Origin of the sequence: Streptomyces umbrinus (assembly GCF_030817415.1) — a bacterium.
Lineage (GTDB): Bacteria > Actinomycetota > Actinomycetes > Streptomycetales > Streptomycetaceae > Streptomyces > Streptomyces umbrinus_A.
Window position 1 is genome coordinate 2,908,100 of the sequence record NZ_JAUSZI010000002.1, and the last position, 26,693, is coordinate 2,934,792.

Annotated in this window: 7 protein-coding genes and 3 pseudogenes; 6 read left to right on the forward strand and 4 right to left on the reverse strand. The window is 71.5% G+C overall.

All coding sequences use genetic code 11. From position 1 onward, the window contains the following. Nucleotides 1-234: 234 nt before the first annotated feature. Together QF035_RS56265 and QF035_RS13115 are read right to left on the reverse strand one after the other, a co-directional pair. Nucleotides 235-1,577 (reverse strand): annotated as a pseudogene (locus tag QF035_RS56265) (beta-ketoacyl [acyl carrier protein] synthase domain-containing protein); the annotation flags it as partial. An 18-nt stretch (nucleotides 1,578-1,595) separates the two neighbouring features. After that, nucleotides 1,596-1,820 carry a DUF5988 family protein gene (locus QF035_RS13115; protein ID WP_307520389.1) on the reverse strand — a complete coding sequence of 75 codons (225 nt, stop codon included), beginning with the start codon at nucleotides 1,818-1,820 and terminating at the stop codon, nucleotides 1,596-1,598. Nucleotides 1,821-2,032: 212 nt separating this feature from the next. On the opposite strand from QF035_RS13115, the gene QF035_RS13120 reads away from it, so the two are divergent. The 6 genes from QF035_RS13120 (at nucleotide 2,033) to QF035_RS13145 (ending at nucleotide 6,176) form a co-directional block, all read left to right on the forward strand. Continuing rightward, the gene (locus tag QF035_RS13120; RefSeq protein WP_307520390.1) at nucleotides 2,033-2,494 is read left to right on the forward strand and encodes a thioesterase II family protein; all 462 of its coding nucleotides are present in this window, start codon (nucleotides 2,033-2,035) and stop codon (nucleotides 2,492-2,494) included. Between the two features lie 118 nt (nucleotides 2,495-2,612). Beyond that, a complete protein-coding gene (locus QF035_RS13125; protein ID WP_307520392.1) occupies nucleotides 2,613-3,869 on the forward strand; it encodes a macrolide family glycosyltransferase in 1,257 nt (418 codons plus the stop codon). Nucleotides 3,870-4,371: 502 nt separating this feature from the next. Next, nucleotides 4,372-4,791, forward strand: a complete 420-nt coding sequence (locus QF035_RS13130) for a DUF6069 family protein (RefSeq protein WP_307520393.1) — start codon at nucleotides 4,372-4,374, stop codon at nucleotides 4,789-4,791. A 3-nt stretch (nucleotides 4,792-4,794) separates the two neighbouring features. Then, entirely contained in the window at nucleotides 4,795-5,280 is a 486-nt protein-coding gene (locus QF035_RS13135) for a hypothetical protein (RefSeq protein ID WP_307520394.1), read from the forward strand. Between the two features lie 67 nt (nucleotides 5,281-5,347). Continuing rightward, nucleotides 5,348-5,491 carry a hypothetical protein gene (locus QF035_RS13140; RefSeq protein WP_307520395.1) on the forward strand — a complete coding sequence of 48 codons (144 nt, stop codon included), beginning with the start codon at nucleotides 5,348-5,350 and terminating at the stop codon, nucleotides 5,489-5,491. 214 nt (nucleotides 5,492-5,705) lie between these two features. Beyond that, nucleotides 5,706-6,176 (forward strand): YceI family protein, encoded by a 471-nt coding sequence (locus QF035_RS13145; protein ID WP_307520396.1) that lies wholly within the window; start codon nucleotides 5,706-5,708, stop codon nucleotides 6,174-6,176. 111 nt (nucleotides 6,177-6,287) lie between these two features. Here the strand turns inward: QF035_RS13145 and QF035_RS13150 are convergent. Together QF035_RS13150 and QF035_RS13155 are read right to left on the reverse strand one after the other, a co-directional pair. Continuing rightward, nucleotides 6,288-17,594: pseudogene (locus QF035_RS13150) on the reverse strand (SDR family NAD(P)-dependent oxidoreductase); the annotation flags it as partial. Between the two features lie 251 nt (nucleotides 17,595-17,845). Further along, nucleotides 17,846-26,680 (reverse strand): annotated as a pseudogene (locus QF035_RS13155) (type I polyketide synthase); the annotation flags it as partial. Nucleotides 26,681-26,693: the final 13 nt, after the last annotated feature.

Here is a 26,693-nt window from a genome sequence, read left to right on the forward strand (position 1 = left end):
CAGCCCGTCACCGGCCACCCCCGAGACGGTCCCCGGCAGCCACTCGCCGCGTGCCAGCGCCTCGAGGCCGACGTCCAGTTCGCCAGTGTCGCCGCCGACCACCACGGCACGCTGCTCGAACCGGGTCCGGGTCGTCACCAGCGACCAGCCCACCTCGCGCGCGTCGGCTCCGCCCACCGCTGAGCGCAGCGCCGCGGCCTGCCCGCGCAGCGCGGCGGCGCCGCGGCCGGACAGCACCCAGGGCACCACCGGAGGCGTGGCCGGGAGCGTGGCCGGGGAGGCGGACGCGGGCGCCGGGGCCTGCGAGAGGACCAGGTGGCAGTTGGTGCCGCCCATTCCGAAGGAGCTGACTCCGGCGGTCCGGGGGTGGTCGGCGGCGGGCCACACGGTGAGGTCACCGACGACCCGCAGGTTCAGTTCGGCCAGCGGAATGTCGGGGTTGGGCTCCTCGAAGTTGAGGCTTGCGGGGATGCGGCCGTGCGACAGGGCCAGCACAGTCTTGAGCAGGCCGGCCGCTCCGGCCGCGGCCTCCAGGTGGCCCAGGTTCGTCTTGACCGAACCGACCAGCAGCGGGCGCGTGGTGTCGCGGGCGCTGCCGAGCACCGCGCCGAGGGCCGCCGCCTCGACCGGGTCGCCCACCGGGGTGCCGGTGCCGTGCAGTTCGACGTACTGCACGGATTCCGGCGCTACCCCGGCCGTCGCATACGCCTGTCGCAGCACCTCGGCCTGGGCATCACGACTGGGGGTGGTCAACTGCTCAGCGACGCCGTCGTTGTTGACGGCGCCACCGCGGATCACGCCATAGACGCGGTCGCCCGCGGCGATCGCGTCCGGGAGCAGCCGCAGGACGAGGGCGACCCCGCCCTCGCCCCGTACGAAGCCGTTGGCCCGGTGGTCGAACGTGTAGCACCGGCCGTCCGGGGACAGGCCCCCGAACTCCTCGGCGAGGACACCGCTCTCGGCTGAGAGACTGAGGTTCACACCACCCGCGAGGGCGAGGGTGCTCTCGCCGCGCCGCAGGCTCTCCACGGCGGTGTGCACGGCGACCAGCGAGGACGCCTGGCCGGTGTCGATGACGAGGCTGGGCCCGCGCAGCCCGAGGACGTGCGAAACCCGGTTGGCGATGACACCGCGGCTGAGACCAGCCATCGCATGGTGGTTGAGCGCGGTGCGCCCGGCGTCTTTGGCCAACAGGGCATAGTCGTCGCGCATCGCGCCGACGAACACTCCTGTCGCGCTGCCGGACAGCTCGCCGGCGACGATCCGGGCGTCCTCGAACGCCTCCCAGGCGAGTTCGAGTACCAGCCGCTGCTGTGGGTCGAGCACGCCGGCCTCGCGGGGGGTGATCCCGAAGAAGTCGGCGTCGAACCGGTCGACTCCCTCGATAAACGCGCCCCCCAGCTCCCCCCGGCCGGCTCCCGTCCGGCCGGAACGCCGCCGACCGTGCTCCGCCCGTCGGTCAACAGCCGCCAGAACGCGTCCGGGTCGGCCGCGCCGGGCAGTCGGCACGAGACACCGACGATCGCCACCGGCTGATCGCCGGCACGGGAGAATTTCATGGGTCGCGAGGTGTCCATGTGGAGTGCTGCTCCCTGCTATTCCGCGATCTTGGTGAACCCGGTCCAGCGGAAGGTCGTCGGCTGCCCGCCGACACCCTCGCGCGGGGCGTCGAACGGCTCGGGGTACTGATAGCCGCAGTAGTGCTCGACCTCAGTCCTCTGCCGCACCGCGACCGCGGGAACGCGCGCCGACTCCGCGAGCCGCGCGCGCACGTCCGGACCGTCCGCGCGCACCACCTCGGGTCCAGTGATCAGCGGCATGTAATCACTCCCAGATCGTGAGTCGGTGCGGCGCGTTCGCGTGGTGGCGAGCGCTTCCTGGTGGGGACGGTCGGCACGTCTCATGCCGCGCCCAGATGAACACGGCCGAACGGGCTCGTCCCGGCCGGTCCGGGGGTTTCTAGGAGTTCACTCAGATCCCGCCGGAACGACCCGCCGGGCGGACGGGAAGCGATTTTCCTTGGACTCCAGCGGTGGACGGCAACGGTGCCCCGGCACTCCCGGATGTCGGCCTCGTACGCGACCGGACGGAGGCCAGGGCCAGCGTGATCGACACCGATGTGTGGACTCGGCGGTACTTCCCGAGGGTGGAGGCGCGGGTCCGGTTGGTCCGCCTGCCGCACGCGGGCGGCTCGGCCTCCTTCTACCGGCCGGGGGCGCAGGCGCTGCGCCCCCGGGTCGAGGTCCTGGCCGTGCGGTACCCGGGCCGTCAGGACAGGCGGCACGAGCCGCTGATCGACGATCTGCGCAACCTGGAGGACAAGTCACCCCGACGTCTCGAAGCCCGAGAGATCTGCCCCCTGCGCCTGTTCGGCTCGGCCCGGCGGGCCCCGTCGGCGGACCGGGACGAGCGGGTGCACCTGCGCGACGACGAGGAGCTGATGCGGATGATGCTGCCGGTCATCCGGGGCGACCACCGCGCCGCGGAGACGTAGCGGCACACGCCCGGCCCCTGGCGTCGCTACCCGGTCACCGCGCTGACCGGCGACAGCGACCCCAAGGCGACGCTCGACGAACAGCTCGCAGAACCGGCCCTGTGATGACGGAGGAGTCATGACAACACGACACGTCGCGGTCTTCATGTTCCCGGGCTACGGGCATGTGAACCCGACGATCGAGATCAGCCGCTGCCTCATCGCGCTGGGCCACCGGGTCACCTACGTACTGGACGAGAAGTTCGCCGACCCGGTGACCGCCATCGGCGCCGAGATGGTCCGCTACACGTCACACCGCAGCCGGCTCGGCGAGGGAACCGTGACCGGTGAGGACATCGGTGCCCTTGGCCTGACGTTCCTGCGCGAGTCGATGGACGTGATCCTGCCGCGGACCCTGGAGGCATTCGAGGACGACGTCCCCGACCTGGTCCTGTACGACCTCGAGAGCTTCTTCACCGCGCGTACGGCGGCCAGGCGGTGGGGCCGCCCCACCGTGCAGCTGTTCCCGTACGTGGCTGCCAACGAGCACTACGCGCTGTCGCTCGAGGTCTTCGACGGGGTGAGCGAGAGCCTGCAGAAGTGCCTGGACCTGATCACGGAACACCTCGCCGCCGAGGGCACCGATTCTGAGACTGCGGCGACGTTCCTGGCCAACTTCGACTCCCGCAACGTGGTGCTGCTGCCGAAGTCGTTCCAACCGATGGGCGAGACGTTCGACGACCGCTACACCTTCACCGGGCACAGCCTCCCGGCCGACCGGTCCGGGACCGGATCCTGGCAGCACCCTTCGGGGGGCGGCCCGATGGCCCTGATCACGCTGGGTACCGAGGTGAACGACCGGCCCGACTTCTTCAGGAACTGTGTCGAGGCGTTCGACGGGAGCGACTGGCACCTGGTCATGTCGGTCGGGCCGGGAAACCTGCCGGCCTGCCGGGCCGCCGCCCAGGGCGCGGCAGGCGTCGAAATGCACGAATGGCTGGCGTTCAACACCGTGCTGCCGCACGCGTCGGCCGTGGTGTGCCATGCCGGCATCAGCACGATGCTCGAGGCGATCTCGTTCGGCAGACCGCTGGTGGTCATCACCTACACCCCCGAGGACCGAGTCAACGGCCGGCTCACCGAGGAACTCGGCCTGGGCGTCGCGATGTCCGGCCACGAGGTGACTCCCGAGCGACTGCGCGAAGCGGTCGAGACCGTCGCGCACTCCGACCGCATCCAGCGGCAGGTCGCCCGGATGCGCACGGAAATGCTGGCGGCGGGTGGCCCGGCCCGAGCCGCCCGGCTCCTCGACGGCTGGCTCGGCGAGCCGGCCCCAGCGGCCCAACCCACCGCAATCCAGAATGAACGGTGGAGCAGCCGTGACGGAGCTCGTTGAACTGGGTGGCGATCGGCGGGTGTACACGCAGAGCGCGATCGAAGCGGAGTACATGTACGACGAGATCTTCCGCCAGGGCTGCTACGACGGCCTGGACCTCGGTCTCCGCCGGGCTGCCGGCGGAGACCGCCGCGGCTGCGCCGAGGGCCCGATGGACTCGCCCTCGCTCTCATGCAACCGCGTTTCCTGTCGAAGTCGGCTTGACGTCCCGATTCCCGACAGGGCTCAAGCGTTGGTCGACAGAGGCTGGTGGAACCCCTAGTCCTCACGGCTCAGAGCCCCGGCTGCGAGTCGGCCTCGCGCATGAGGGCTATCGTCTGCTCGGCGACGGCTCAGCGCTCGTCGCCCACGGCAGCTTCGGGTACGAGAACCCAGCGCCTGGAGAATCACTACAGACCCGGTCAAGGCCCCGGCCTACCGCGACCAGTTCCCCGTACCGCTAGCCGTCGTAAAGGTCCGTCTCCGGACCGGAAGACGCGCATCGGCGTAAGGATGACGACGTATGTCGAACACAGCGACCGCCTCCCCCATCCGGCAGTTCGCCGGAGGACGGGTCGTCTACCCCCTGGCCGCCACCGTGGCGGCCGTCATCGTATGGCTCACAGCGCACTCCGCTCTCGACATCGACCTCAAGGCGAAAGCCTCCGGCGGAGACATCCAGGAGATCGGTCTGCCCTTGGTGATCGGCGTGACACTCCTGGTGGGCTTCGCCGCTTGGGGTGTGGTGGCGCTGCTCGACCGCAAGTCGTCGTCCGCGCGCACCTGGTGGACCCTGATCGCGTCGGCCGTGTTCGTGCTGTCGCTGCTCGGCCCGGCCGGCAGCGGCCAGGGTGGCTCGGCCAAGGTCGCGCTGCTGTGCATGCACCTCGTTGTGGCCCTCGTGCTGATTCCCGGCTTCGCCCGTACCGCACGGAAGGACTGACGCATGGCGAAGTCCTCGTTGAGCCTGCGCAAGCAGGGTGGCATCTTCGTCGTGGAGGGCATCAAATCCCCCTCTGGCGGGCTGAAGTTCGACCGCGGCATGCGCAAGGGCACGGTCACCGTGAATGGCCGTGCTCTGCCGATCGCGGCCACCGGACGACTGCGGACCCGTGTCACGGTCGGCGAGGACGCGCTCCTGTGCCTGGACGGCCGGGGGGCGTTCGTGCCGGGAGGCGGGTCGCCGGTCGAGTGGCGTACGTCCCGGCCGCGCCGCGGCCGGTACCACGCGACTCTCGTCCGTGGCTCCGACCTGATCGAGTACTCGCTGACGAGGTCCGACGGCCGGTCCGTGCAGATCTCGGTCGACGGCCACTGGGACCAGCTCGAACTGATCGCGCTCGCGGGCTCGTTCGCCCTCCTGTCCCGTCGCCGCGGCGACGCCTACCGCACGATCGCCATGGCAGGCATCCTCAGCCCGCGCGTGCCCTGATCGACATCGGCCGGCCATCAGGTCGGTGGTGAAGCCGCCCGGGTGCGTGCCCAGAGCCTGGTGGACCTTGAAGAAGGCGATCACCTCGGACGGCCTTGCGGCGGTCCGTACCCTGCTGGACCGGGCCTATCAGGCGGGGACCGTCCCGCCGTTCGAGCTCGGAGCACTGGACCCGGTGGGCTCCGCGCCCGCCGCATCAGTTCACGGCTGACGCCCGGCCGGCCATGATCGCCTCCAGGCGGTCGGCGACCGCGATGGGGCCCGGGGCCATACGCACATGGAGGCTCAACCCGTTTTCCCTGCACGGCACTTCGGGACACCGGCGATGACTTCCACGGCTGTGCGCAGGGTGTTCGGCATCGAGGTCCTCGGCGGTTGACAGAGGTGCCGAGCGAGACCAGCGGCAGGGGTGTCGAGCCGGGCGGGTGTCGTCCCGCTCCACCGGGGCGTGGGCGGGGTCCGCCTCGGTGCCGTTCTGCGGCACCTGGGCGTTGGTGCCGAAGCCGGCGTACGTCCGCACGGCGGACACCTGGCGCCTTCGGCTCACCGTGGTCGCCGTTTCAGGCGAGCGCGTCGTGCACGACCGGGTGGGGCGGGTCGCTGCGTGCGGCCTCCAGGGGGGAAGCTCTCCTTTGGCGGCCGCTGCCACGAGGCGCGGCAGGGAACAGCGGGGCAGGGCCGGGACGGTGCGGCGCCAGGCGAGGTCGGCGGCGCCGAGGAGTCTTCGCCCGGCCCGCACCAGCAGTCGCATCCCCAGCAGCACGGGCAGCGACCATCGCGACAGCGACGTACGGTCGGCGAGGTTCCTCTTCACCGACCGGCACCCCCTGATCACGTTCGTTTCCGAGGGCGTGGACACCGGCACCGTCCTCGGCACGCTCACCGGAGGGCCGTGACCCTGCTCCATCCCTCGGGCGGGGTCACGGCCGCTTCGCCGCTCACACCGGGCGTTCGCGGAGCCAGACGTCGACCGCGTCGGCCGTGGTGCCGGCCAGGTCCTCCATCATGGTGAAGTGGTTGCCGGGCACGTCCACGACGCGGTCCGCCTCGCTCCAGCCCGTCTGCCACTGCTCGGGGGCCAACTCCTCGCCGCCGGGCATCGGTTCACCGGCCCGTACGAGGAGCACGGGAGCCGTGAGTTTCCCCGGCCGCCAGCCGCCCAGCAGGTTGAAGTACCAGCTCATCGCGGACAGCCGGGAGGCGTCCATGCGCGCGAAGCCGGCCTCGCGTTCGAACATGCCGCCGAGCAGCTGATCCTCGAACTGACCGAGCGAGTCGTCGCCGGGCACATAGGTGTCGAGGAGCACGACTCCCGCCGGGGACCGGCCCTCCTGCTCCAGGCGGTCGGCCGTCGCGTAGGCGAGGACACCGCCGGAGGAGGAGCCCAGCAGCGCGAAGGGCGCGTCCCCGACCTGCTCGCGCACCATCCGCGCCAGCAGGGCGACCAGGGCGTCCTCGGTGGCCGGCAGCGGTTCACCGGCCGCGAATCCGGGCACTGCGAGCGCGATCACGTCCCGTACGTCGCGGAACGCCGAGGCGAATCGCGCGTACTGGTGCACGCCGGCGAGCGCCACCTGCGAGCTGAAGCAGACCAGCCGGACCGGCTCCGTGCCCTTGGCCAGCCGGACCGAGGCGGGCGACTCACGCACTTCGGTGACGTCGGTGAACGTCGGACGCAGCCGGGCGACGCTCTGCAGCAGCTCGAAGCCCTCGCGCAGCCGACGTTCCTCGCAGGCCCGGCGGAACAGCCGGCCGATGGTCTCGTCGGTGTCGGGCGCACTGCCGGTTCCGGCGTTCTCGGGAGCGTCCGTACCGGCCTGTGCGGTGCCCAGCAGGGTGTGGAGATGACCGGCCAGGTCGAGCGGCGAGGCATGGTCGAAGGCGACGGTGGCCGGCAGCCGCAGCTCGGTCTCGGCGGCCAGCGCGTTGCGCAGTTCCACCGAGGTCAGAGAGTCCAGGCCGAGTTCGAGGAACGGCTGCTCGGGCTGGATCGCCTCGGCCGAGGGATGTCCGAGTACGGCGGCGGTGGCGCCGCGCACCAGGTCGAGCACGGCCTCCCGGCGGGCCGTTCCGGTCAGTCCGCGCAGCCGCCGGGCGGTGGTCCTGCGGTCGGCGTCCTGGCCTGCGGCGACGCGCCGGGCGGCGGGGTGAGCGAGGCCGCGCAGCAGCGGGGCGGGTTCGGGGCCGAGTGCCGCGGTGTCGAGGCGGACGGGCACGAGTGAGGCGGCGTCGACGCGCAGCGTGGCATCGAGGAGGGCGAGCCCTTCCTGGTCGCCGAGGGCGAGTACGCCGCCGCGTGCCATACGGCCGCGGTCCACCCCGTCGAGCCGGCCGGCCATGCCGTGCTCCCAGGCTCCCCAGGCGAGCGCCCTGGCGGGCAGGCCGTCGGCCCGCCGCTGCTCGGCCAGGGCATCGAGGAAAGCGTTGGCGGCGGCGTAGTTGGCCTGCCCCGGAGTGCCGAACGTGGCGGCCGAGGAGGAGAACAGGACGAACTCGGCGAGCTTTTCGTCCCGGGTCAGTTCGTGCAGGTTCAGCGCGGCGTCCACCTTGGCGCGCAGCACCGCCTCGAAGCGGTCCGGGGTGAGCGAGGTGAGCACTCCGTCGTCGAGGACGCCGGCGAGATGGACCACGGCGGTGAGCGGATGCGCCGGGTCCACCGAGGCCAGCACCCCGGCCAAGGCGGTGCGGTCGGCCGCGTCGCAGGCGGTGAGGGTGACTTCGGCGCCCAGCTCGGTGAGTTCGGCTCGCAGCGCCTCTGCACCGGGGGCGCCGGATCCGCTGCGGCTGATCAGGAGCAGCCTGCGCAGGCCGTGCTCGGCGACGAGGTGGCGGGCGACCAGACCGCCGAGGGCGCCGGTGGCGCCGGTGACGAGCACAGTGCCGTCCGGGTCCCAGGCGGGGCCGGGAACGTCGGGCACGGCGACGCGGGCGAGCCTGCCCGCATACAACTTCCCGTCTCTCAGAGTGAGTTGAGGTTCGCCGGTGTCGAAGGCGGCGGGCAGGGCGAGGACGGAGGCCCGCGTCTCGTCGAGATCTACGAGAAGGAAGCGGCCGGGGTTCTCCGACTGGGCGGTCCGCACCAGGCCCCACAGGGGCGCACAGACCAGATCGCCCGGGCGTTCGGTGCCGTCGCCGAGCGCGCCGCGTGTGACGAAGGCGAGCCGCGCTCCGGCGAACCGCTCGTCGGCGGTCCAGGACTGCACGGTGCGCAGGGCCTCGCCGGTGATGTCCCGTACGCCGCGGGCCGGTTCGGCCGCGGAGTCGGAGGCGAAGGAGACCAGGACGAGCTCGGGCAGGGTCATACCGGCCGAGGCCGCGGCCGACAGTGCCTCGAGGTCGGCGAAGGACTCGGTCCAGACGCCCGCCTCGGTCAGGGGGGCGTTGAGACCGAGGGCGTCCGCGCCGATCAGTGCGCAGCGGCGGATCGCCGAGACCTGCACGGTCCCCGGCTCCGGCTGCCGCGCCGACACCGGCTGCCACTCCACGCGGAACAGCGCGTCCGTGTGGCGCGCTTGGCGCCTGGGGCTCGCGGCGAGGGGCCGCAACATGAGCGAGGCGATCGAGGCGACCGCACGCCCGGCGGGGTCCACGGCGCTGAGCGCCACCTGCTCGGGTCCGGTCGCGGTCAGCCGTACGCGCAGTACGGCAGCGCCCTGGGCGTGCAGGGCGACGCCGCCGAAGGAGAACGGGACGAGGCGGCCGGCGGCGCCGGGCAGCAGGTAGGCCAGGGAGTGCAGGGCCGCGTCGAGGAGAGCGGGGTGCAGCCCGTACCCCCCGGTGTCCGCGCGGAGCGGTTCGGGCAGAACCACCTCGGCGTAGAGCTCTCCGCCGTGCTGCCAGGCCGCGCTGAGGCCCTGGAAGGCCGGGCCGTACGCCACTCCGTCCACGGCCTGGCCCTCTGCGCCGTCACCCTGGTCGTCGTAGAGCCCGTCGAGCGCCACCTCCACTGCGCCGTGCGGCGGCCATGCGGAGGTGTCGAACGGTTCGGCGTCGGCCACGGCCGGGGCCAGGGTTCCGGTCGCGTGCAGGGCCCAGAGTGCCTCGGGGGGCACGTCGGCGGGGCGGGAGGAGATCCGCAGGGTGCGGTTTCCCGATGCGTCGGCGGGCTCGGTCGCGACCTGGATCTGCCGCTCGCCCGCGTCGAGGGGGAGCGGGACGGACAGCACCAGTTCGTCCACGAGGCCGCAGCCGGCGTGATCGGCGGCGTGCACGGCCAGGTCGAGGAGTGCGGTACCCGGCAGGACCGGCACCCCGGCGACGAGGTGGTCGGCGAGCCACGGATGGGCGGTGGTGGAGAGCCTTCCGGTGCATACGGACCCGCCGCCGGACAGCGGAACGCAGGCGCCGAGCAGCGGGTGTTCGGCCCCGGTCAGTCCGGCCGCCGCCAGGTCGGCGGGGACCGCGGCGTTCTCGGCCCAGTACCGCTGCCGCTGGAAGGCGTAGGTCGGCAGGTCCACTCGGCGCGCACCGGTGCCGGCGTAGAGCGCCGACCGGTCGATGCCGGTTCCGTGGGCGAGCAGCGGGCCGAGGACCGCGGCGAGGGTTTCGGTCTCGGGCCGGCCGCGGCGCAGGACCGCGCGGACGATCGGTGCCGTGTCCGGGCGCACTGGTGTCGTGGCCGGGCCCACTGCTGCCGTCCGGGCGTCGTCGTCCGCCAGGCATTCCTCGACCGCGGCCGTGAGGACCGGGTCCGGGCCGAGCTCGACGAAGGTACTCACTCCGGCCGTACGCAGCCGCGTGATCGCGTCGTGGAACCGTACGGTCTCGCGCACCTGGCGCACCCAGTAGTCCGGCTCCCCGAAGCTGCCCGCATCGGCAGCGTGCGCACCGCCGGTCGGCACGACCGGGATCCGCGCCGGGTGGTACGTGACCGACTCGGCGACCCGGCGGAACTCCTCCAGCATCGGTTCCATCCGGGCCGAGTGGAAGGCGTGGCTCACCGGCAGCCGCTTGCTCTGGCGGTCACCGAACCGCCCGGCCACCGCGAGGACGGCCGCTTCCTCTCCCGAAAGCACCACGGACGTGGGCCCGTTGACCGCGGCGAGGTCCACCCCTTCGCCCAGCAGAGGGGTCACTTCCGCCTCGGTCGCCCGCAGCGCCAGCATCGCGCCGCCCGCCGGGAGGGCATGCATCAGCCGTCCGCGGGCCGCGACCAGCCGGCAGGCGTCTTCCAGGGTCAGTACGCCCGCGACGTGAGCGGCGGCCAGTTCGCCGACCGAGTGACCCACCAGCTCGTCGGGTTCGGCCCCGCAGGATGCGAGCAGCCGGTACAGCGCCACTTCGAGGGCGAACAGAGCGGGCTGGGCGAACCCGGTCCCCGCGAGCGCCTGCTCGTCGGCGAACATCACCTCGCGCAGTGAGGTGCCGAGTTCGGCGTCGAGGTGCTCGCACACGGCATCCAGGGCCTCGGCAAACACCGGCGCAGCCGCGTACAACTCCCGTCCCATGCCCAGGCGTTGGCTGCCCTGGCCGGTGAACAGCATCGCGATGCGGCGCCCTGCTGCTCGGCCGTGGGCGACGCCCGGCGCGGTGGTGCCGGCCGCGATCGCGTCCAGCCCATCCAGCAGTCCCTCCCGGTCGGCGGCGACCGCGAGCGCACGGTGGTCGAAGACGGTGCGTGTGGTGGCGAGTGAGAAGCCGACGTCGAGGGGTTCGACTCCGGGATGCCGGGTCAGGTGGTCCCGTAGAGCCACGGCCTGTGCCCGTACGGCGTCCTCGGTACGGCCGGACACGAGCAGCGGCAGCACGGGCGGCGCCGGGTCGGGTCCGGTGGCGGACACCGGCGCTGCGGCTGCTTCCGCTGCGGGGGACTCCAGAATGACGTGCGCGTTCGTGCCGCTGATACCGAAGGACGAGACGCCCGCTCTGCGGGGCCGCCCGTACTCCTGCCAGGGCACGGCCTCGGTGAGCAGTTCGACCTGCCCGGCCGACCAGTCGACCTGCTCGCTGGGCCGGTCGACATGCAAGGTCGGCGGCAGTACGCCGTGCCGCATGGCCTGCACCATCTTGATGATGCCGCCCACGCCGGCGGCGGCCTGGGCGTGGCCGATGTTCGACTTGATCGAGCCGAGCCGCAGCGGCCGGTCACCGGGCCGGTCCTGGCCGTAGGTGGCGAGCAGCGCCTGGGCCTCGATGGGGTCGCCGAGGACGGTTCCAGTGCCGTGTCCCTCGACGGCGTCCACCTCGGCGGGCCGCAGCCCGGCACGGTCCAGCGCCTGCCGGATGACGCGCTGCTGAGCGGGTCCGTTGGGCGCGGTGAGGCCGTTGGACGCACCGTCCTGGTTGACGGCTGAGCCACGCACCACGGCGAGCACCCGGTGTCCTTGGCGCCGGGCGTCGGAGAGCCGCTCGAGGAGCAGCATGCCGACGCCCTCCGCCCAGCCGGTGCCGTCGGCGGCGGACGCGAAGGACTTGCACCGTCCGTCGGGGGCGAGCCCGCGCTGGCGGCTGAAGTCGACGAACGTGCCCGGTGTCGCCATCACGGTGACGCCGCCGGCCAGCGCCGTGTCGCACTCGCCCTCGCGCAGTGCCTGCGCCGCCAGGTGCAGCGCCACGAGCGAGGAGGAGCACGCGGTGTCGACGGTCACCGCGGGTCCTTCGAGACCCAGCAGGTAGGCGACCCTGCCGGTGGCCACGCTGCCCGCCGAGCCGGTGCCGAGGAAGCCCTCGGCGCCCTTGGGGACGGTGTGCAGCCGGGCCAGGTAGTCGTGGTACATGACGCCGGCGAAGACTCCGGTGCGCTGTCCACGCAGGGTGGCGGGGTCGAGGCCGGCGGACTCGACCGCTTCCCAGGACGTTTCCAGGAGCAGCCGCTGCTGCGGGTCCATGACCAGTGCCTCACGCGGCGAGATGCCGAAGAAGGCCGCGTCGAACTCGGCGGCGTCGTGCAGGAATCCGCCCTCACGCACATAGCTGGCCCCGCCGGTGTCCGGGTCGGCGTCGTAGAGCCGTTCCAGGTCCCAGCCGCGGTCGGAGGGGAACGGGGTGACCCCGTCGGCGCCGGAGATCACCAGGTCCCACAGGTCGTCGGGGGTACGGACGCCGCCGGGATAGCGGCAGGCCATGCCGACGATCACGATCGGGTCGTCGGCGTCCTTGCTCCGCCGTACGGGCCTGGCCGCGGTCGGCCGGGGTCGCGCCGCGCCGAACAGCCGCTCCAGCAGATGGCGGGCGACGGCGTCGGCGGTCGGGTGGTCGAAGACCAGGGTCGCGGAGAGCCTCAGGCCGGTCACGGCGTTGAGGTGGTTGCGCAGTTCGACGGCGGTGAGCGAGTCGAAGCCGAGGTCGCGGAACGGCTGGTCGACGGCCACGTTGTCGGCCGCCGTGTGGCCGAGCACGGTGGCCGCCTGGGTCTGGACGAGTGCGCGCAGGGCACTCAGCCGGTCCTCGTCCGGGAGGGGGGTGAGCCGGTCGGCCAACGAGGCCGCCGTGGCCGTGTCGGCACTGGCCGCGCGCCGCCGGGGGGCCCGGACGAAACCGCGGAACACCGGCGGCAGATGGTCGCCGGACTCCCGCAGCTGGGCGAGGTCGAGCCGGACGGGCAGCACCGCCGCATGCCCCGCGGAAGGTGCGAGGTCGAACAGGGCGACACCGTCAGCCGCGGACAGCGGCACCACACCGCCGCGGGCCATGCGCCGCCGGTCGGTCTCGCCGAGCCCGCCGGTCATGTCGCCCGAACCGTCCCACAGACCCCAGCCCAGGGAGAGCCCGGGGAGCCCTTGGGCCCGGCGCTGCTCGGCGAGCGCGTCGAGGAAGGCGTTGGCGGCGGCGTAGTTGCCCTGGCCCGGGGCGCCGAGTGCGGCCGAGACCGAGGAGAACAGGACGAACGCCGACAGGGGGGCGTCGCGCGTCAGTTCGTGCAGTTGGAGGGCTGCGTCGACCTTGGGGCGCAGTACGTGCGCCACCTGCTCCGGGGTGAGGGACGTCACCGTCGCGTCGGCGAGCACACCGGCAGTGTGGACGACGCCGGTCAGCGGGTGCTCGGCGGGGATGGCGCCGAGGACGGCCGTGAGGGCGTCGCGGTCCGCCGCGTCACACGCGAGCAGGGTGACTTCGGCGCCGAGTCCGGTCAGCTCGGCGACCAGTTCGGCGGCGCCGGGCGCCGAAGGGCCCCGGCGGCTGAGCAGCATCAGGTGGCGTATGCCGTGCGCGGTGACGAGGTGGCGGGTGATCACAGCGCCGAGTTCGCCGGTGGCGCCGGTGACGAGGACGGTGCCGTCGGGATTCCAGGTGGGCGGCGGCTCGGCCGCCGGAGGCGCGGCGCTCAGCCGGCAGGCGAACAGCTCGCCGTCCCGTACGGCGAGCTGCGGCTCGGACGAGCTGACCGCAGCGGCCAACGAGCCCTGTCCGTCGACAAGCTGGAACCGTCCGGGATGCTCGGACTGGGCCGATCGTACGAGCCCCCAGACGGCCGCGCCCGCCAGGTCCCGCATCTCGTCCGCGGGACGGGCCGCCACTGCACCGTCGGTGGTGAAGACCAGCCTGCTCGTCTCGAAGCGCTCGTCACGGAGCCACTCCTGGATCAGGGCGAGGGCGTGCAGCACCGAGTCATGGGTGAGGTCGGCCAGGTCGGGGCCGGGCAGCCCGGACAGTCCAGTCCTGGTCACCACCACGTCGGGTACGGGGTGCCCGGCGTCGACGGCGGCGCGGAGCGCTGCCAGGGTGGGGTACCGCGCCCCTTCCCCGGTCTCGCCGCCGTCGGCGAGGAATGCCCGGTTGGGCGCTTCGCCGTCCGATACCGGGATCTGTGTCCAGGCCAACCGGAACAGGGAGTCCTGCGGGGCCGCTTCCACCGGTCCGGCGGCGATGGCGTCCATCGCCATCGGCCGGAGCGTCAGCGAGGCCACGTCCGCGACGGGCCGCCCTGCGACATCGGCGACCTGGACGGTGATGCTCTCCGGTCCCGTGGGCTGCAGTCGTGCGCGCAGGGCACTTGCTCCCACTGCGTGTAGCTCCACCCCGTTCCAGGAGAACGGCAGCCGTCCGGACCCGCCGTCGCCCTCGCCGGACCCAGCGACTCCGAGCGCCATCGCGTGCAGCACCGAGTCCAGGACCGCGGGATGCAGAGGGAAGGTGTCGCTGTCCGTCGACTGGGAGGGGTCGGTGAGCAAGGCCTCGACGAAGAGTTCGTCGGCCCGCCGCCATGCCCGGCGCAGCCCGCGGAAGACCGGACCGTACTGGAGACCGAGTCCGCCCAGAGCCTCGTAGAGTCCAGCCGTATCGAGTTCTTGTGCGCCGTCCGGGGGCCATTGGGTGAGGTCGTACGACGTGACGTCGGCCTGGGGCGGGGCGAGGAGGCCGGTGGCGTGCCGCGTCCACTGCTCGGCCCGCTCGTCGTCGCGCCGGGACGACATTTGTACGGAACGGCAGCCGGTGTCGTCCGGCGCGCCGAGCAGTAGCTGCAGATGCACCACGCCGGTCGCGGGGATCACCAGGGGGGTCGTCAGGATCAGCTCCTCGACCCGTTCGCAGCCGACGCGTTCACCTGCGCACAGCGCGAGTTCGAGGAAGCCCGTGCCGGGGAACATGATCCGGCCGGCCACCTGATGGTCCGCCAGCCAGGGCTGCGACCGCACCGACAGCCCGCCCAGGAGGAGCACATCTCCCGAGTCCGCCAAGCTGATCACGGCCTGGAGCAGGGGGTGTCCGGCGCGAGTGGAACCGAGCGGCAGCGGACCGGCGGTGAGGCGGGCCGTCGGCCAGTAGTGCTGGTGCTGGAAGGCGTACGTGGGGAGGTCGGTGATCCGCGCACCGGTCGGGGCGTAGAAGGCGGTCCAGTCGGCTTCGGCACCGTCCGCCCAGAGGCGGGCCAGGGTCGTGACGGCGGTGACCGGTTCGGATTGCCTGCGATTCAGCACGGGGACGGCCAGCGCCTCGCCGTCGTACGTCTCCTCGATCGCGCCGACCAGGCCGGCGTCGGGGCCGAGTTCGACGAAGCGGGTGACACCGAGAGCCTTCAGACGGGTGATCGCGTCGGCGAAACGGACCGTGCCACGCACCTGATCCGCCCAGTACGCCGGGGTGAACTCCGCGACCGGCTCACCGGTCAGCGTCGAGATGACCGGGATACCCGGACTCCCGTACGTCACTTCACCCGCACGCTCAGCGAATTGGTCCAGCATCGGGTCCATCAGGGCCGAGTGGAAGGCGTGACTGACGTCCAGCCACCGGCCCTGACGGTCGGGGAGGGCCGCGGCCACCGTCTCGACGGCCTCGCGAGTACCGGAGAGGACCACCTGTCCGGGGGCGTTCACCGCAGCCACCGAGACACCCGCGACCAGCAAGGGGGCGACCTCATCCACCGTCGCCCGGACCGCCCACATCACACCACCGGCAGGCAGCGCCTGCATCAACCCCGCCCGCGCGGAGACCAGTTGGCAGGCATCGGCCAACGACATCACGCCGGCCACGTGCGCGGCAGCCAACTCACCGACCGAATGACCGATGAGGTAGTCGGGCGTGACGCCCCACGACTCCAGCAGCCGGAACAACGCCACCTCGACCGCGAACAACGCAGGCTGCGCCCAACCTGTCGCCTTGAGAGCCTGTTCGTCGCCGTACATCACCTCCCGCAGCCCCTCGAACCGCGCACACACCTCATCCAGAGCCTGCGCGAAGACCGGGAACGCCTCCGCCAACTCCCGGCCCATACCAACCCGCTGACCACCCTGTCCCGAGAACACAAAGGCGGTCAGACCACTACGGGCCACCCCCGGCAGCGACTCGCCGGCCGCCAGCGCTGCCAGTTGCGTACGCAGCTCATCCGTGCCGCTGCCGAGAACGACCGCCCGATGCTCCAGGGCGGCCCGGGTCGTCGCCAGCGACAACCCCGCGTCCACCGGATCCAGTCCGTCGACCACGGACAGCAACCGCCCGGCCTGTGCCGCCACACCCGCAGCCGACTTCGCGGACACCGTCCAGGGCACCAACGGCAGTACGACATCCGAGGCGGCGACCGGCACGCCCGTTGCAGCAGGCGCTTCCTCGATGATCACGTGCGCGTTCGTACCGCTGATCCCGAAGGACGACACTCCGGCGCGGCGAAGCCGTTCCGTGCGCGGCCACTCGCGTGCCTCGGACAGCAGTTCCACCGCACCGGCCGACCAGTCCACATGCGAGGACGGCGTCTGCGCGTACAGCGTTCTGGGCAGCTCGCCGTGTCGCATCGCCAGGATCATCTTCAAAATGCCGGCCACTCCGGCGGCGGCCTGCGTGTGCCCGATGTTGGACTTGATGGAACCCAGCCACAGCGGGTCTCCGTCCGCGCGGCCCTGCCCGTACGTGGCCAGCAGGGCCTGCGCCTCGATCGGGTCGCCGAGGGAGGTGCCCGTGCCGTGTCCCTCGACGGCGTCCACCTCGGACGCGGAGAGGCCGGCGTTCGCCAGTGCCTGCCGGATCACACGCTGCTGGGAAGGTCCGTTCGGCGCGGTCAGCCCGTTCGACGCGCCGTCCTGATTGACGGCGGAACCACGTACGACCGCCAGTACCTGATGCCCATGACGCCGCGCGTCCGACAACCGCTCCAGCACGAGAACACCAACGCCCTCGCCCCAGCCCGTACCGTCCGCATCATCCGAGAACGCCTTGCACCGCCCGTCCCCGGCCAGCCCACCCTGCCGCTCGAACTCGACGAACGCGCCCGGCGTCGACATCACCGTCACCCCACCCGCAAGAGCGAGATCGCACTCACCCGACCGCAGCGACTGCGCGGCCAGGTGCACGGCCACGAGAGAGGAGGAACAGGCCGTGTCGACCGTGACCGCGGGACCCTCCAGGCCCAACGCGTACGACACCCGGCCCGACAGGACGCTGCCCGAACTCCCCGTACCGGCGTAGCCGTCCGCGGACTCCCCCGCCAGCGCCAACGCCGCCGGGTAGTCCTGCCCGTTCGTACCGGCGAAGACTCCGACCGGGAGCCCGTGCAGCGACAGCGGGGCCACGCCCGCACGCTCCAGCGACTCCCAAACCACCTCGAGGAGCAGTCGCTGCTGCGGATCCATCGCGAGCGCCTCGCGCGGCGAAATCCCGAACAGGCCCGCGTCGAAATCAGCCGCCCCGGCCACGAAGCCGCCGACGCCCCTTTCGACATGCCAGCCCCGGTCCGCAGGGAACTCGCCCATCGCATCCACGCCGTCCGCCACCAGCCGCCAGAGCGCCTCGGGCGAATCGACCCCGCCCGGGAAGCGGCAGCCCATGCCCACCACGACCACCGGTTCGGTCCTGGCCGACTCCATGTCACCGAGCCGCTGCTTGGTCTCGTGAAGTTCGAGCGTGACCTTCTTCAAGTACCCGAGAAGCTTGTCCTCGTTACTCATCAAGCTCACCGCGTCCCGATCTCGTGGTCAATAAGGTCGAAAATGTCGTCGGATGTTGCGGCTTCGATCTTTGCCGAGATGTCTGCAGCACTCTCGTCGGTAGCTGCGCCCTCCAGGCGTTTCATCAGTTGTTGCAGCCGTGAGGAGACCCTCATCCGCGCGATCTCCCGTGCGGGCAGGGCCAGCAGGGCGGCTTCGAGCCGGTCGAGTTCCGTACCGGCGTCCCGAATCTCGTCCGCCGCCCCGTCGGCCAGTTCGCCCAGCAGGAAGTCGGTGAGGGCGAGTGTGGTCGGATGGTCGAAAACGAGTGTCGAGGGGAGTTTGAGGCCGGTCTCGGCGGTGAGGGCGTTGCGGAGTTCGACGGCGGTCAGCGAGTCGAAGCCCAGGTCCCGAAAGGCCTTGGACACCTCCACGGCAGCCGGGTCGGCGAAGCCCAGCACCGCCGCGACCTGCCCCCGTACAACATCCGACACCAGCGAACGCCGGGCCACACCCGACACCCCGGCCAGCCGGCCCTTCAGCCCCCCGACCCTCACGGCCGGTTCACCAGCGGTGACACTCCGAGGCGCGACTTCGTCCCACAGACGGCTCGCCCGCAACGCGGTCATTCCGGGAACAAGGCGTCCCCAGTCCACGTCCGCGACCGTCAGACAGCCTGCTGCGGAGTCCAGGATGCCGAGGGCGACTTCGGGATCCAGCGGGGTCAGACCACCGCGTCCGACACGAGCCAGCACCGTCTCATCGGCCGCCATACCGCCCTCGGCCCACGGACCCCACGCGATCGACGTACCCACCAAGCCCTGGGCCCGCCGATGCTCCACCAACGCATCCAACACAGCATTCGCCGCCGCATACGAACCCTGACCAGCACCACCCCACACACCAGCCGCCGAAGAGAACACAACGAACGCATCCAACTCCCGCTCACCCACCGCCCGGTGCAGATTCCACGCCGCACCCGCCTTCGGCGCCCACACACCAGCGATCCGGTCAACCGTCAGACCATCGACCACCCCGTCATCCAGCACACCCGCCGCATGCACCACCGCCGAGACCTCGAAACGGTCAAAGAGCGCCTCCACGTCCTCCCGCACGCCCACATCACAAGCCACCACATCAACCTCGGCACCCAACACACCCAGCTCATCGCACAGTTGAGGGGCTCCCTCGGATTCCATGCCACGGCGGCCCACCAGCACCACATGCCCGGCACCCCGCTCCACCGCCCAACGCGCCACCCGAGCACCCAACGCACCCAGACCACCAGTGACCAACACCGTCCCCGACGGAGTCCACGCCCCGGCCTCCGACACCGGTCCCGCAGACATCAGCCGACGAGCCAGCACTCCACCACCCCGCACCGCCAGCTGATCCTCATCCCCACCACCACCGGCCAACACCTCCACCAGCCGGGCAACCGCGCCACGCTCAGGCCGGTCCGGCACATCCACCAGACCGCCCCACCGCCCCGGCTCCTCCAAGGCCACCACCCGGCCCAGACCCCACACACCCGCCCGCACCGGATGCAACACCTCATCACCAGGCTGCGCAGACACCGCACCCGACGTCACCGACCACACCCGGCAGTCCAGACCCGCATCAGCCACCGCCTGCACCAACACCGCCGTCGCCGCAACACCACGATGACCCGCATCGTCCTGCCCCAGGAAGGAAACGATCCGACCGCAGTCCGCAACCTCCGCCAACCGCCCGGCCAGCACGGCCCGGTCCAGATCCGTCGCCCCCAGCCGCAGCCGCACCGGCCGCACGCCCCGTGACGACAACTCCTCAGCCAGCACACCCGCCCACGGGTCATCAACACCCGCGGGCTCGACGATCAGCCAACCACCCGACACATCAACGGCGTTGACGGGCCCCAGGGGTGTCCAGGAGACCTCGTACCTCAGTTTGCCGGCCGCCGAGCGCTCGTGACGTCGCCGTTGCCAGGCCGAAAGCGCCGGCAAGGTCTCCCGTAGCGGTGCCTCCAGATCGACGCCGAACTCCGTGGCAAACACATCCGGATCACTCTGCTCGACCGCGTCCCAGAACCTGGCGTCGGCGGACACGACGGTGGGCAGCCGCCGGACACTTGGCCAGTACCTCTGACGCTGGAAGGCGAAGGCCGGCAGGCCGACGACGGCCGCGCCGGTCGGAGCGAAGAACGCCGACCAGTCGACCCGGCCACCCTCCGCCCACAGACGGCCCAGAGCGGTGATCGCCGTGGCCGGCTCGGGCCGGTCCCGGCGCGACATCGACACCGCGAACGCCTCATCATCGGTCGCCTCACCGATCGCGCCGACCAGGCTCGCGTCGGGACCAAGCTCCACGAAACGGCTCACGCCGAGATCCTTCAGGCGGGTGATGGCATCGGCGAAACGGACCGTGCCACGCACCTGATCCGCCCAGTACGCCGGGGTGAACTCCTCGATCAGCTCACCCGTCAGCGTCGACACGATGGGCAGCTCGGCCCTTCGCATCTCGATGCCTTCGGCCGCCCGCCCGAACTCTTCGAGCATGGGATCCATCAGGGCCGAGTGGAAGGCGTGACTGACCTCCAGCCAGCGCCCCTGACGGCCGGGCAGGGCCGCCGCGACTGTTTCGACGACCTCGCGGGCCCCGGAAAGCACCACCTGACCGGGAGCATTCACCGCCGCCACCGACACACCCTCGACCAGCAACGGAGAAATCTCCTCCACCGTCGCCCGCACCGCCCACATCACACCACCCGAAGGCAGCGCCCGCATCAACCCCGCCCGAGCCGCCACAAGTTGACAGGCATCAGGCAACGACAGCACCCCGGCCACATGCGCGGCAGCCAACTCACCAACCGAATGACCGACCAGATAATCCGGCCTGACACCCCACGACTCCACCAGCCGGAACAACGCCACCTCGACCGCGAACAGGGCAGGCTGCGCCCACCCCGTCTCACCCAGGGCCGCCGCGTCGGTGAACATCACCTCACGCAGCGGCCGGTCCAGCAGACCATCGAAGTGTCCGCACACCTCATCCAGAGCCGCCGCGAAGACCGGGAAGGCTGCCGCCAACTCCCTGCCCATACCAACCCGCTGACCACCCTGACCCGAGAACACAAACCCCGTCAGACCAGTACGGGCAACCACCGGCGTCAACGAACCAACATCGCCATCGAGAACAACCGCCCGATACTCCAACGCGGCCCGAGCCGTGGCCAACGACAAACCGACATCCACCGCATCCAGACCATCAACAGCAGACAGCAACCGCCCCGCCTGCGCCTCCAACCCCTCGGCCGACTTCGCCGACACCACCCACGGCACCACCGGCAGCACGAGCTCCGGCGCCGTGTCCGCGGTTTCCTCGGCGGCGGGTTCCTCTTCGATGATGACGTGTGCGTTCGTACCGCTGACCCCGAAGGCGGAGACACCGGCGCGCCTCGGCCGGTCGCCGGGCGCCCACTCGCGCGCCTCGGACAGCAGCTCCACCGCACCGGCCGACCAGTCCACATGCGAGGACGGCGTCTGCGCGTACAGCGTTCTGGGCAGCTCGCCGTGTCGCATCGCCAGGATCATCTTCAAAATGCCGGCCACTCCGGCGGCGGCCTGCGTGTGCCCGATGTTGGACTTGATGGAACCCAGCCACAGCGGGTCTCCGTCCGCGCGGCCCTGCCCGTACGTGGCCAGCAGCGCCTGCGCCTCGATCGGGTCGCCGAGGGAGGTGCCCGTGCCGTGTCCCTCGACGGCGTCCACCTCGGACGCGGAGAGGCCGGCATTCGCCAGTGCCTGCCGGATCACACGCTGCTGGGAAGGTCCGTTCGGCGCGGTCAGCCCGTTCGACGCGCCGTCCTGATTGACGGCGGAACCACGTACGACCGCCAGTACCTGATGCCCATGACGCCGCGCGTCCGACAACCGCTCCAGCACGAGAACACCAACGCCCTCGCCCCAGCCCGTACCGTCCGCATCATCCGAGAACGCCTTGCACCGCCCGTCCCCGGCCAGCCCACCCTGCCGCTCGAACTCGACGAACGCGCCCGGCGTCGACATCACCGTCACCCCACCCGCCAGAGCGAGATCGCACTCACCCGACCGCAGCGACTGCGCGGCCAGGTGCACGGCCACGAGAGAGGAGGAACAGGCCGTGTCGACCGTGACCGCGGGACCCTCCAGGCCCAACACATACGACACCCGGCCCGACAGGACGCTGCCCGAACTGCCTGTACCGGCGTAGCCGTCCCCCGATTCCCCGGCCAGCGCCAGCAGCGCCGGATAGTCCTGCCCGTTCGTACCCGCGAAGACTCCGACCGGAAGGCCGCGCAGCGACAGCGGGGCCACGCCCGCACGCTCCAGCGACTCCCAAACCACCTCGAGGAGCAGTCGCTGCTGCGGATCCATCGCGAGCGCCTCGCGCGGCGAAATCCCGAACAGGCCCGCGTCGAAATCAGCCGCACCGGCCACGAAGCCGCCAACGCGTGCGAAGCCGTCGCCTGCGTCGCCGAGCAGTTCCCAGCCCCGGTCCGGGGGGAAGGCGCCCATCGCGTCGGTGCCGTTCGCGAGCAGCCGCCACAGCTCCTCCGGCGAGTCCGCCCCGCCCGGGAAGCGGCAGCCCATGCCCACCACGACCACCGGATCGTCACCCGTGGCCGAGACCACCGGCACCGGGCCCGATGTCCGAGCCGTCTCGTCCGCTCCGAACAGCTCGCTCACCACGAAGTCGGCCAGCGCCTCGACCGAGGGGTAGTCGTACACCACCGTCGAGGGGAGTTTGAGGCCGGTCTCGGCGGTGAGGGCGTTGCGGAGTTCGACGGCGGTCAGCGAGTCGAAGCCCAGGTCCCGAAAGGCCTTGGACACCTCCACGGCAGCCGGGTCGGCGAAGCCCAGCACCGCCGCGACCTGCCCCCGTACAACATCCGACACCAGCGAACGCCGGGCCACACCCGACACCCCGGCCAGCCGGCCCTTCAGCCCCCCGACCCTCACGGCCGGTTCACCAGCGGTGACACTCCGAGGCGCGACTTCGTCCCACAGACGGCTCGCCCGCAACGCGGTCATTCCGGGAACAAGGCGTCCCCAGTCCACGTCCGCGACCGTCAGACAGCCTGCTGCGGAGTCCAGGATGCCGAGGGCGACTTCGGGATCCAGCGGGGTCAGACCACCGCGTCCGACACGAGCCAGCACCGTCTCATCGGCCGCCATACCGCCCTCGGCCCACGGACCCCACGCGATCGACGTACCCACCAAGCCCTGGGCCCGCCGATGCTCCACCAACGCATCCAACACAGCATTCGCCGCCGCATACGAACCCTGACCAGCACCACCCCACACACCAGCCGCCGAAGAGAACACAACGAACGCATCCAACTCCCGCTCACCCACCGCCCGGTGCAGATTCCACGCCGCACCCGCCTTCGGCGCCCACACACCAGCGATCCGGTCAACCGTCAGACCATCGACCACCCCGTCATCCAGCACACCCGCCGCATGCACCACCGCCGAGACCTCGAAACGGTCAAAGAGCGCCTCCACGTCCTCCCGCACGCCCACATCACAAGCCACCACATCAACCTCGGCACCCAACACACCCAGCTCATCCCGGAGTTGGACCCCACCCTCGGCCTCGACACCCCGGCGCCCCACCAGCACCACATGGTCGGCGCCCCTGTCCACCACCCAGCGCGCCACCCGCGCACCCAACGCACCCAGACCACCAGTGACCAGAACGGTCCCGGAAGGAGACCACGTCCCGGATTGCGCAGACGCGGGCACAAGCCGCCGCCCCAGCACCGCACCGTCCCGAACGGCGAGCTGATCCTCATCCCCACCGCCACCGGCCAGCACCTCCACCAGCCGGGCAACCGAACCGCGCTCAGGCCGGTCCGGCACATCCACCAGACCGCCCCACCGCCCCGGCTCCTCCAAGGCCACCACCCGGCCCAGACCCCACACACCCGCCCGCACCGGATGCAACACCTCATCACCAGGCTGCGCAGACACCGCACCCGACGTCACCGACCACACACGGCAGTCCAGACCCGCATCAGCCACCGCCTGCACCAACACCGCCGTCGCCGCAACACCACGATGACCCGCATCGTCCTGCCCCAGGAAGGACACCAGCCGACCGCCGTCCATCACCTCCGTCAGCCGCCCAGCCAACGTCTCCCGGTCCAGATCCGCGGACCCCAGCCGCAGGCGGCTCACCCCCGCCCCTCGTGCCGACAGCTCTTCGACCAGCGCAGCTGCCCACGCGTCATCCCCGTGCTCGGGCTCGACCACCAGCCAGCCGCCCGACACATCACTGACTTCTTCGACGGTGACCGGCCGCCAGGCGACCTGGTACCGCAGGCCGTCACCGGCATCACGCTCCCGCCGCTGGACCGCCGCTCCGTCCGGGTTCTGCATCCAGTAGCGGTCCCGGGCGAAGGGATAGGTCGGCAGGTCGGTGAACCGCGCGTCTGTCGGGCCGTAGAAGGCCTGCCAGTCGACCGGATGACCGTCGGCCCACAGGTGCGCCAGGACGCGTATCGCGGTGTCCGGCTCGGGCCGGTCCCGGCGCTGCGACGGCACGGCGAGGGTCTCGCCGTCGCAGGTCTCGTCGATCGCGCCGATGAGGCTTGCGTCGGGGCCGAGCTCCACGAAACGGCTCACGCCGAGTGACTTGAGGCGGGTGACGGCGTCGGCGAAGCGGACCGTGCCGCGGACCTGGTCGGTCCAGTAGGCCGCGGTGAACTCGGTGACCGGCTCACCGGTCAGCGTGGAGACGATCGGGATGCGCGGACTGTCGTACGTCACCTGGGACGCGGCCTGGGTAAACGGAGCCAGCATCGGGTCCATCAGGGCCGAATGGAAGGCGTGACTGACCTCCAGCCAGCGGCCCTGACGGCCGGACAGGGCCGCGGCCACCGACTCGACGGCGCTGCGGGTCCCGGAGAGGACCACCTGACCCGGGGCGTTCACCGCCGCCACCGACACACCCTCGACCAGCAAGGGGGCGACCTCCTCCACCGTCGCCCGCACCGCCCACATCGCCCCACCCGAAGGCAGCGCCTGCATCAACCCCGCCCGAGCCGCCACAAGTTGACAGGCATCGGCCAACGACAGCACCCCGGCCACATGCGCGGCAGCCAACTCACCAACCGAATGCCCCACCAGATAGTCCGGCCGAACACCCCACGACTCCACCAACCGGAACAACGCCACCTCAACCGCGAACAACGCAGGCTGCGCCCACCCCGTCCCCTTCAACGCCTCCGCATCAACGAACATCACCTCACACAGACCATCGAAATGGCCGCACACCTCATCCAGAGCCGCCGCGAAAACCGGGAAGGCTGCCGCCAACTCCCGCCCCATACCAACCCGCTGACCACCCTGACCCGAGAACACAAACGCCAGTCGTCCCCTGGAGCGGCTGCCTCCGCCTCGTCCGGCCGTGCCCTGGACCACTCGCTCGGTGGCACCGCCTGCGGCCAGTGCTTCGAGGTCGACGCGTGCCGAATCCACGTCGCCGGCCAGGACCACCGCCCGGTGCTCGAACGCGGCGCGGCCGGTGGCCAGGGTGTGGCCGATGTCCTGGGGTCGGGTGTGCGGGTGTGCGGTCAGTGACGAGCGCAGCCGGCCCGCGAGCTTGGGCAGTGCTTCCGGCTGCCGGGCGGAGAGCGGCCAGGGTACGAGCGGCAGCCGGAGGTCACCTTCGGAGTGTTCCGGTTCGGCGGGGGCCTCTTCCAGGATGACGTGGGCATTCGTACCGCTGATGCCGAAGGACGAGACGCCGGCGCGGCGCGGCCGGTCGCCGGGCGCCCACCGCCGCGCTTCGGAGAGCAGCTCCACCGCTCCCGCCGACCAGTCGACATGCGAGGAAGGCGTCTGCGCGTACAGCGTCTTCGGCAGCGACTCGTGCCCCAGCGCCAGGACCATCTTCATTACGCCGGCGACACCGGCCGCGGCCTGTGTGTGACCGATGTTCGACTTCACCGAGCCGAGCCACAGCGGGTCGCCGTCCGCGCGGCCCTGCCCGTACGTGGCGAGGATTGCCTGTGCCTCGATCGGGTCGCCGAGGGAGGTGCCCGTGCCGTGTCCCTCGACCGCGTCCACCTCGGAGGCGGAGAGGCCGGCATTGGCGAGGGCCTGCCGGATCACCCGCTGCTGAGAGGGACCGTTCGGCACGGTGAGGCCGTTGGAGGCGCCGTCCTGGTTGACGGCGGTGCCGCGGACGACCGCGAGGACCCGGTGGCCGTCGCGGAGGGCGTCGGAGAGGCGGCCGAGAACCAGCAGGCCGACGCCCTCGGACCAGCCGGTGCCGTCGGCGTCGTCGGAGAAGGCCTTGCAGCGGCCGTCCGCCGACAGGCCCTGCTGGCGGCTGAATTCGAGGAACATGCCGGGCGTCGACATGACGGTGACGCCGCCGACGAGGGCGCGGGAGCACTCACCGGAGCGCAGCGACTGGACGGCCATGTGCAGGGCCACCAGTGAGGAGGAGCAGGCCGTGTCGACCGTGACCGCTGGGCCCTTGAGGCCCAGGGTGTAGGCGATTCGGCCGGAGGCGACGGCCATGGAGTTGCCGGTGAGCAGATAGCCCTCGACACCCTGCGGGAGTTCGGTGAGGTGGGAGCCATAGCCGGTGGAGGCGGCGCCGACGAAGACGCCGGTGTCGGTGTTCTTCAGGGTGGTGGGGTCGATGCCGGCGTGTTCGAAAGCCTCCCAGGATGCCTGGAGCAGCAGGCGTTGCTGCGGGTCCATCGCGAGGGCTTCGCGTGGGCTCAGGCCGAAGAAGGCGGGGTCGAATTCGGTGGCGTCGTAGGTGAAGCCGCCTTCGCGGGTGTGGCTGGTGCCGGGCAGGGTCGAGTCGGGGCCGAAGAGACGGTCCAGGTCCCAGCCCCGGTCTACGGGGAATGCGGACATGCCGTCGCCGGCCCGGTCGAGGAGCTGCCACAGGTCCTGTGGTGAGCGGACGCCGCCGGGGAGCCGGCAGCTCATGCCGATGATGGCGATCGGCTCGGTGTTCGCGGCCTCGATGTCGCGCAGCCGCCGGTGTGCCTGGCGGAGGTCGCCGGTGACCTTCTTGAGGTAGTCGAGCAGCTTTTGCTGCTCGCCGCCGTCAGCGCTCACAATCCGGTTCTCG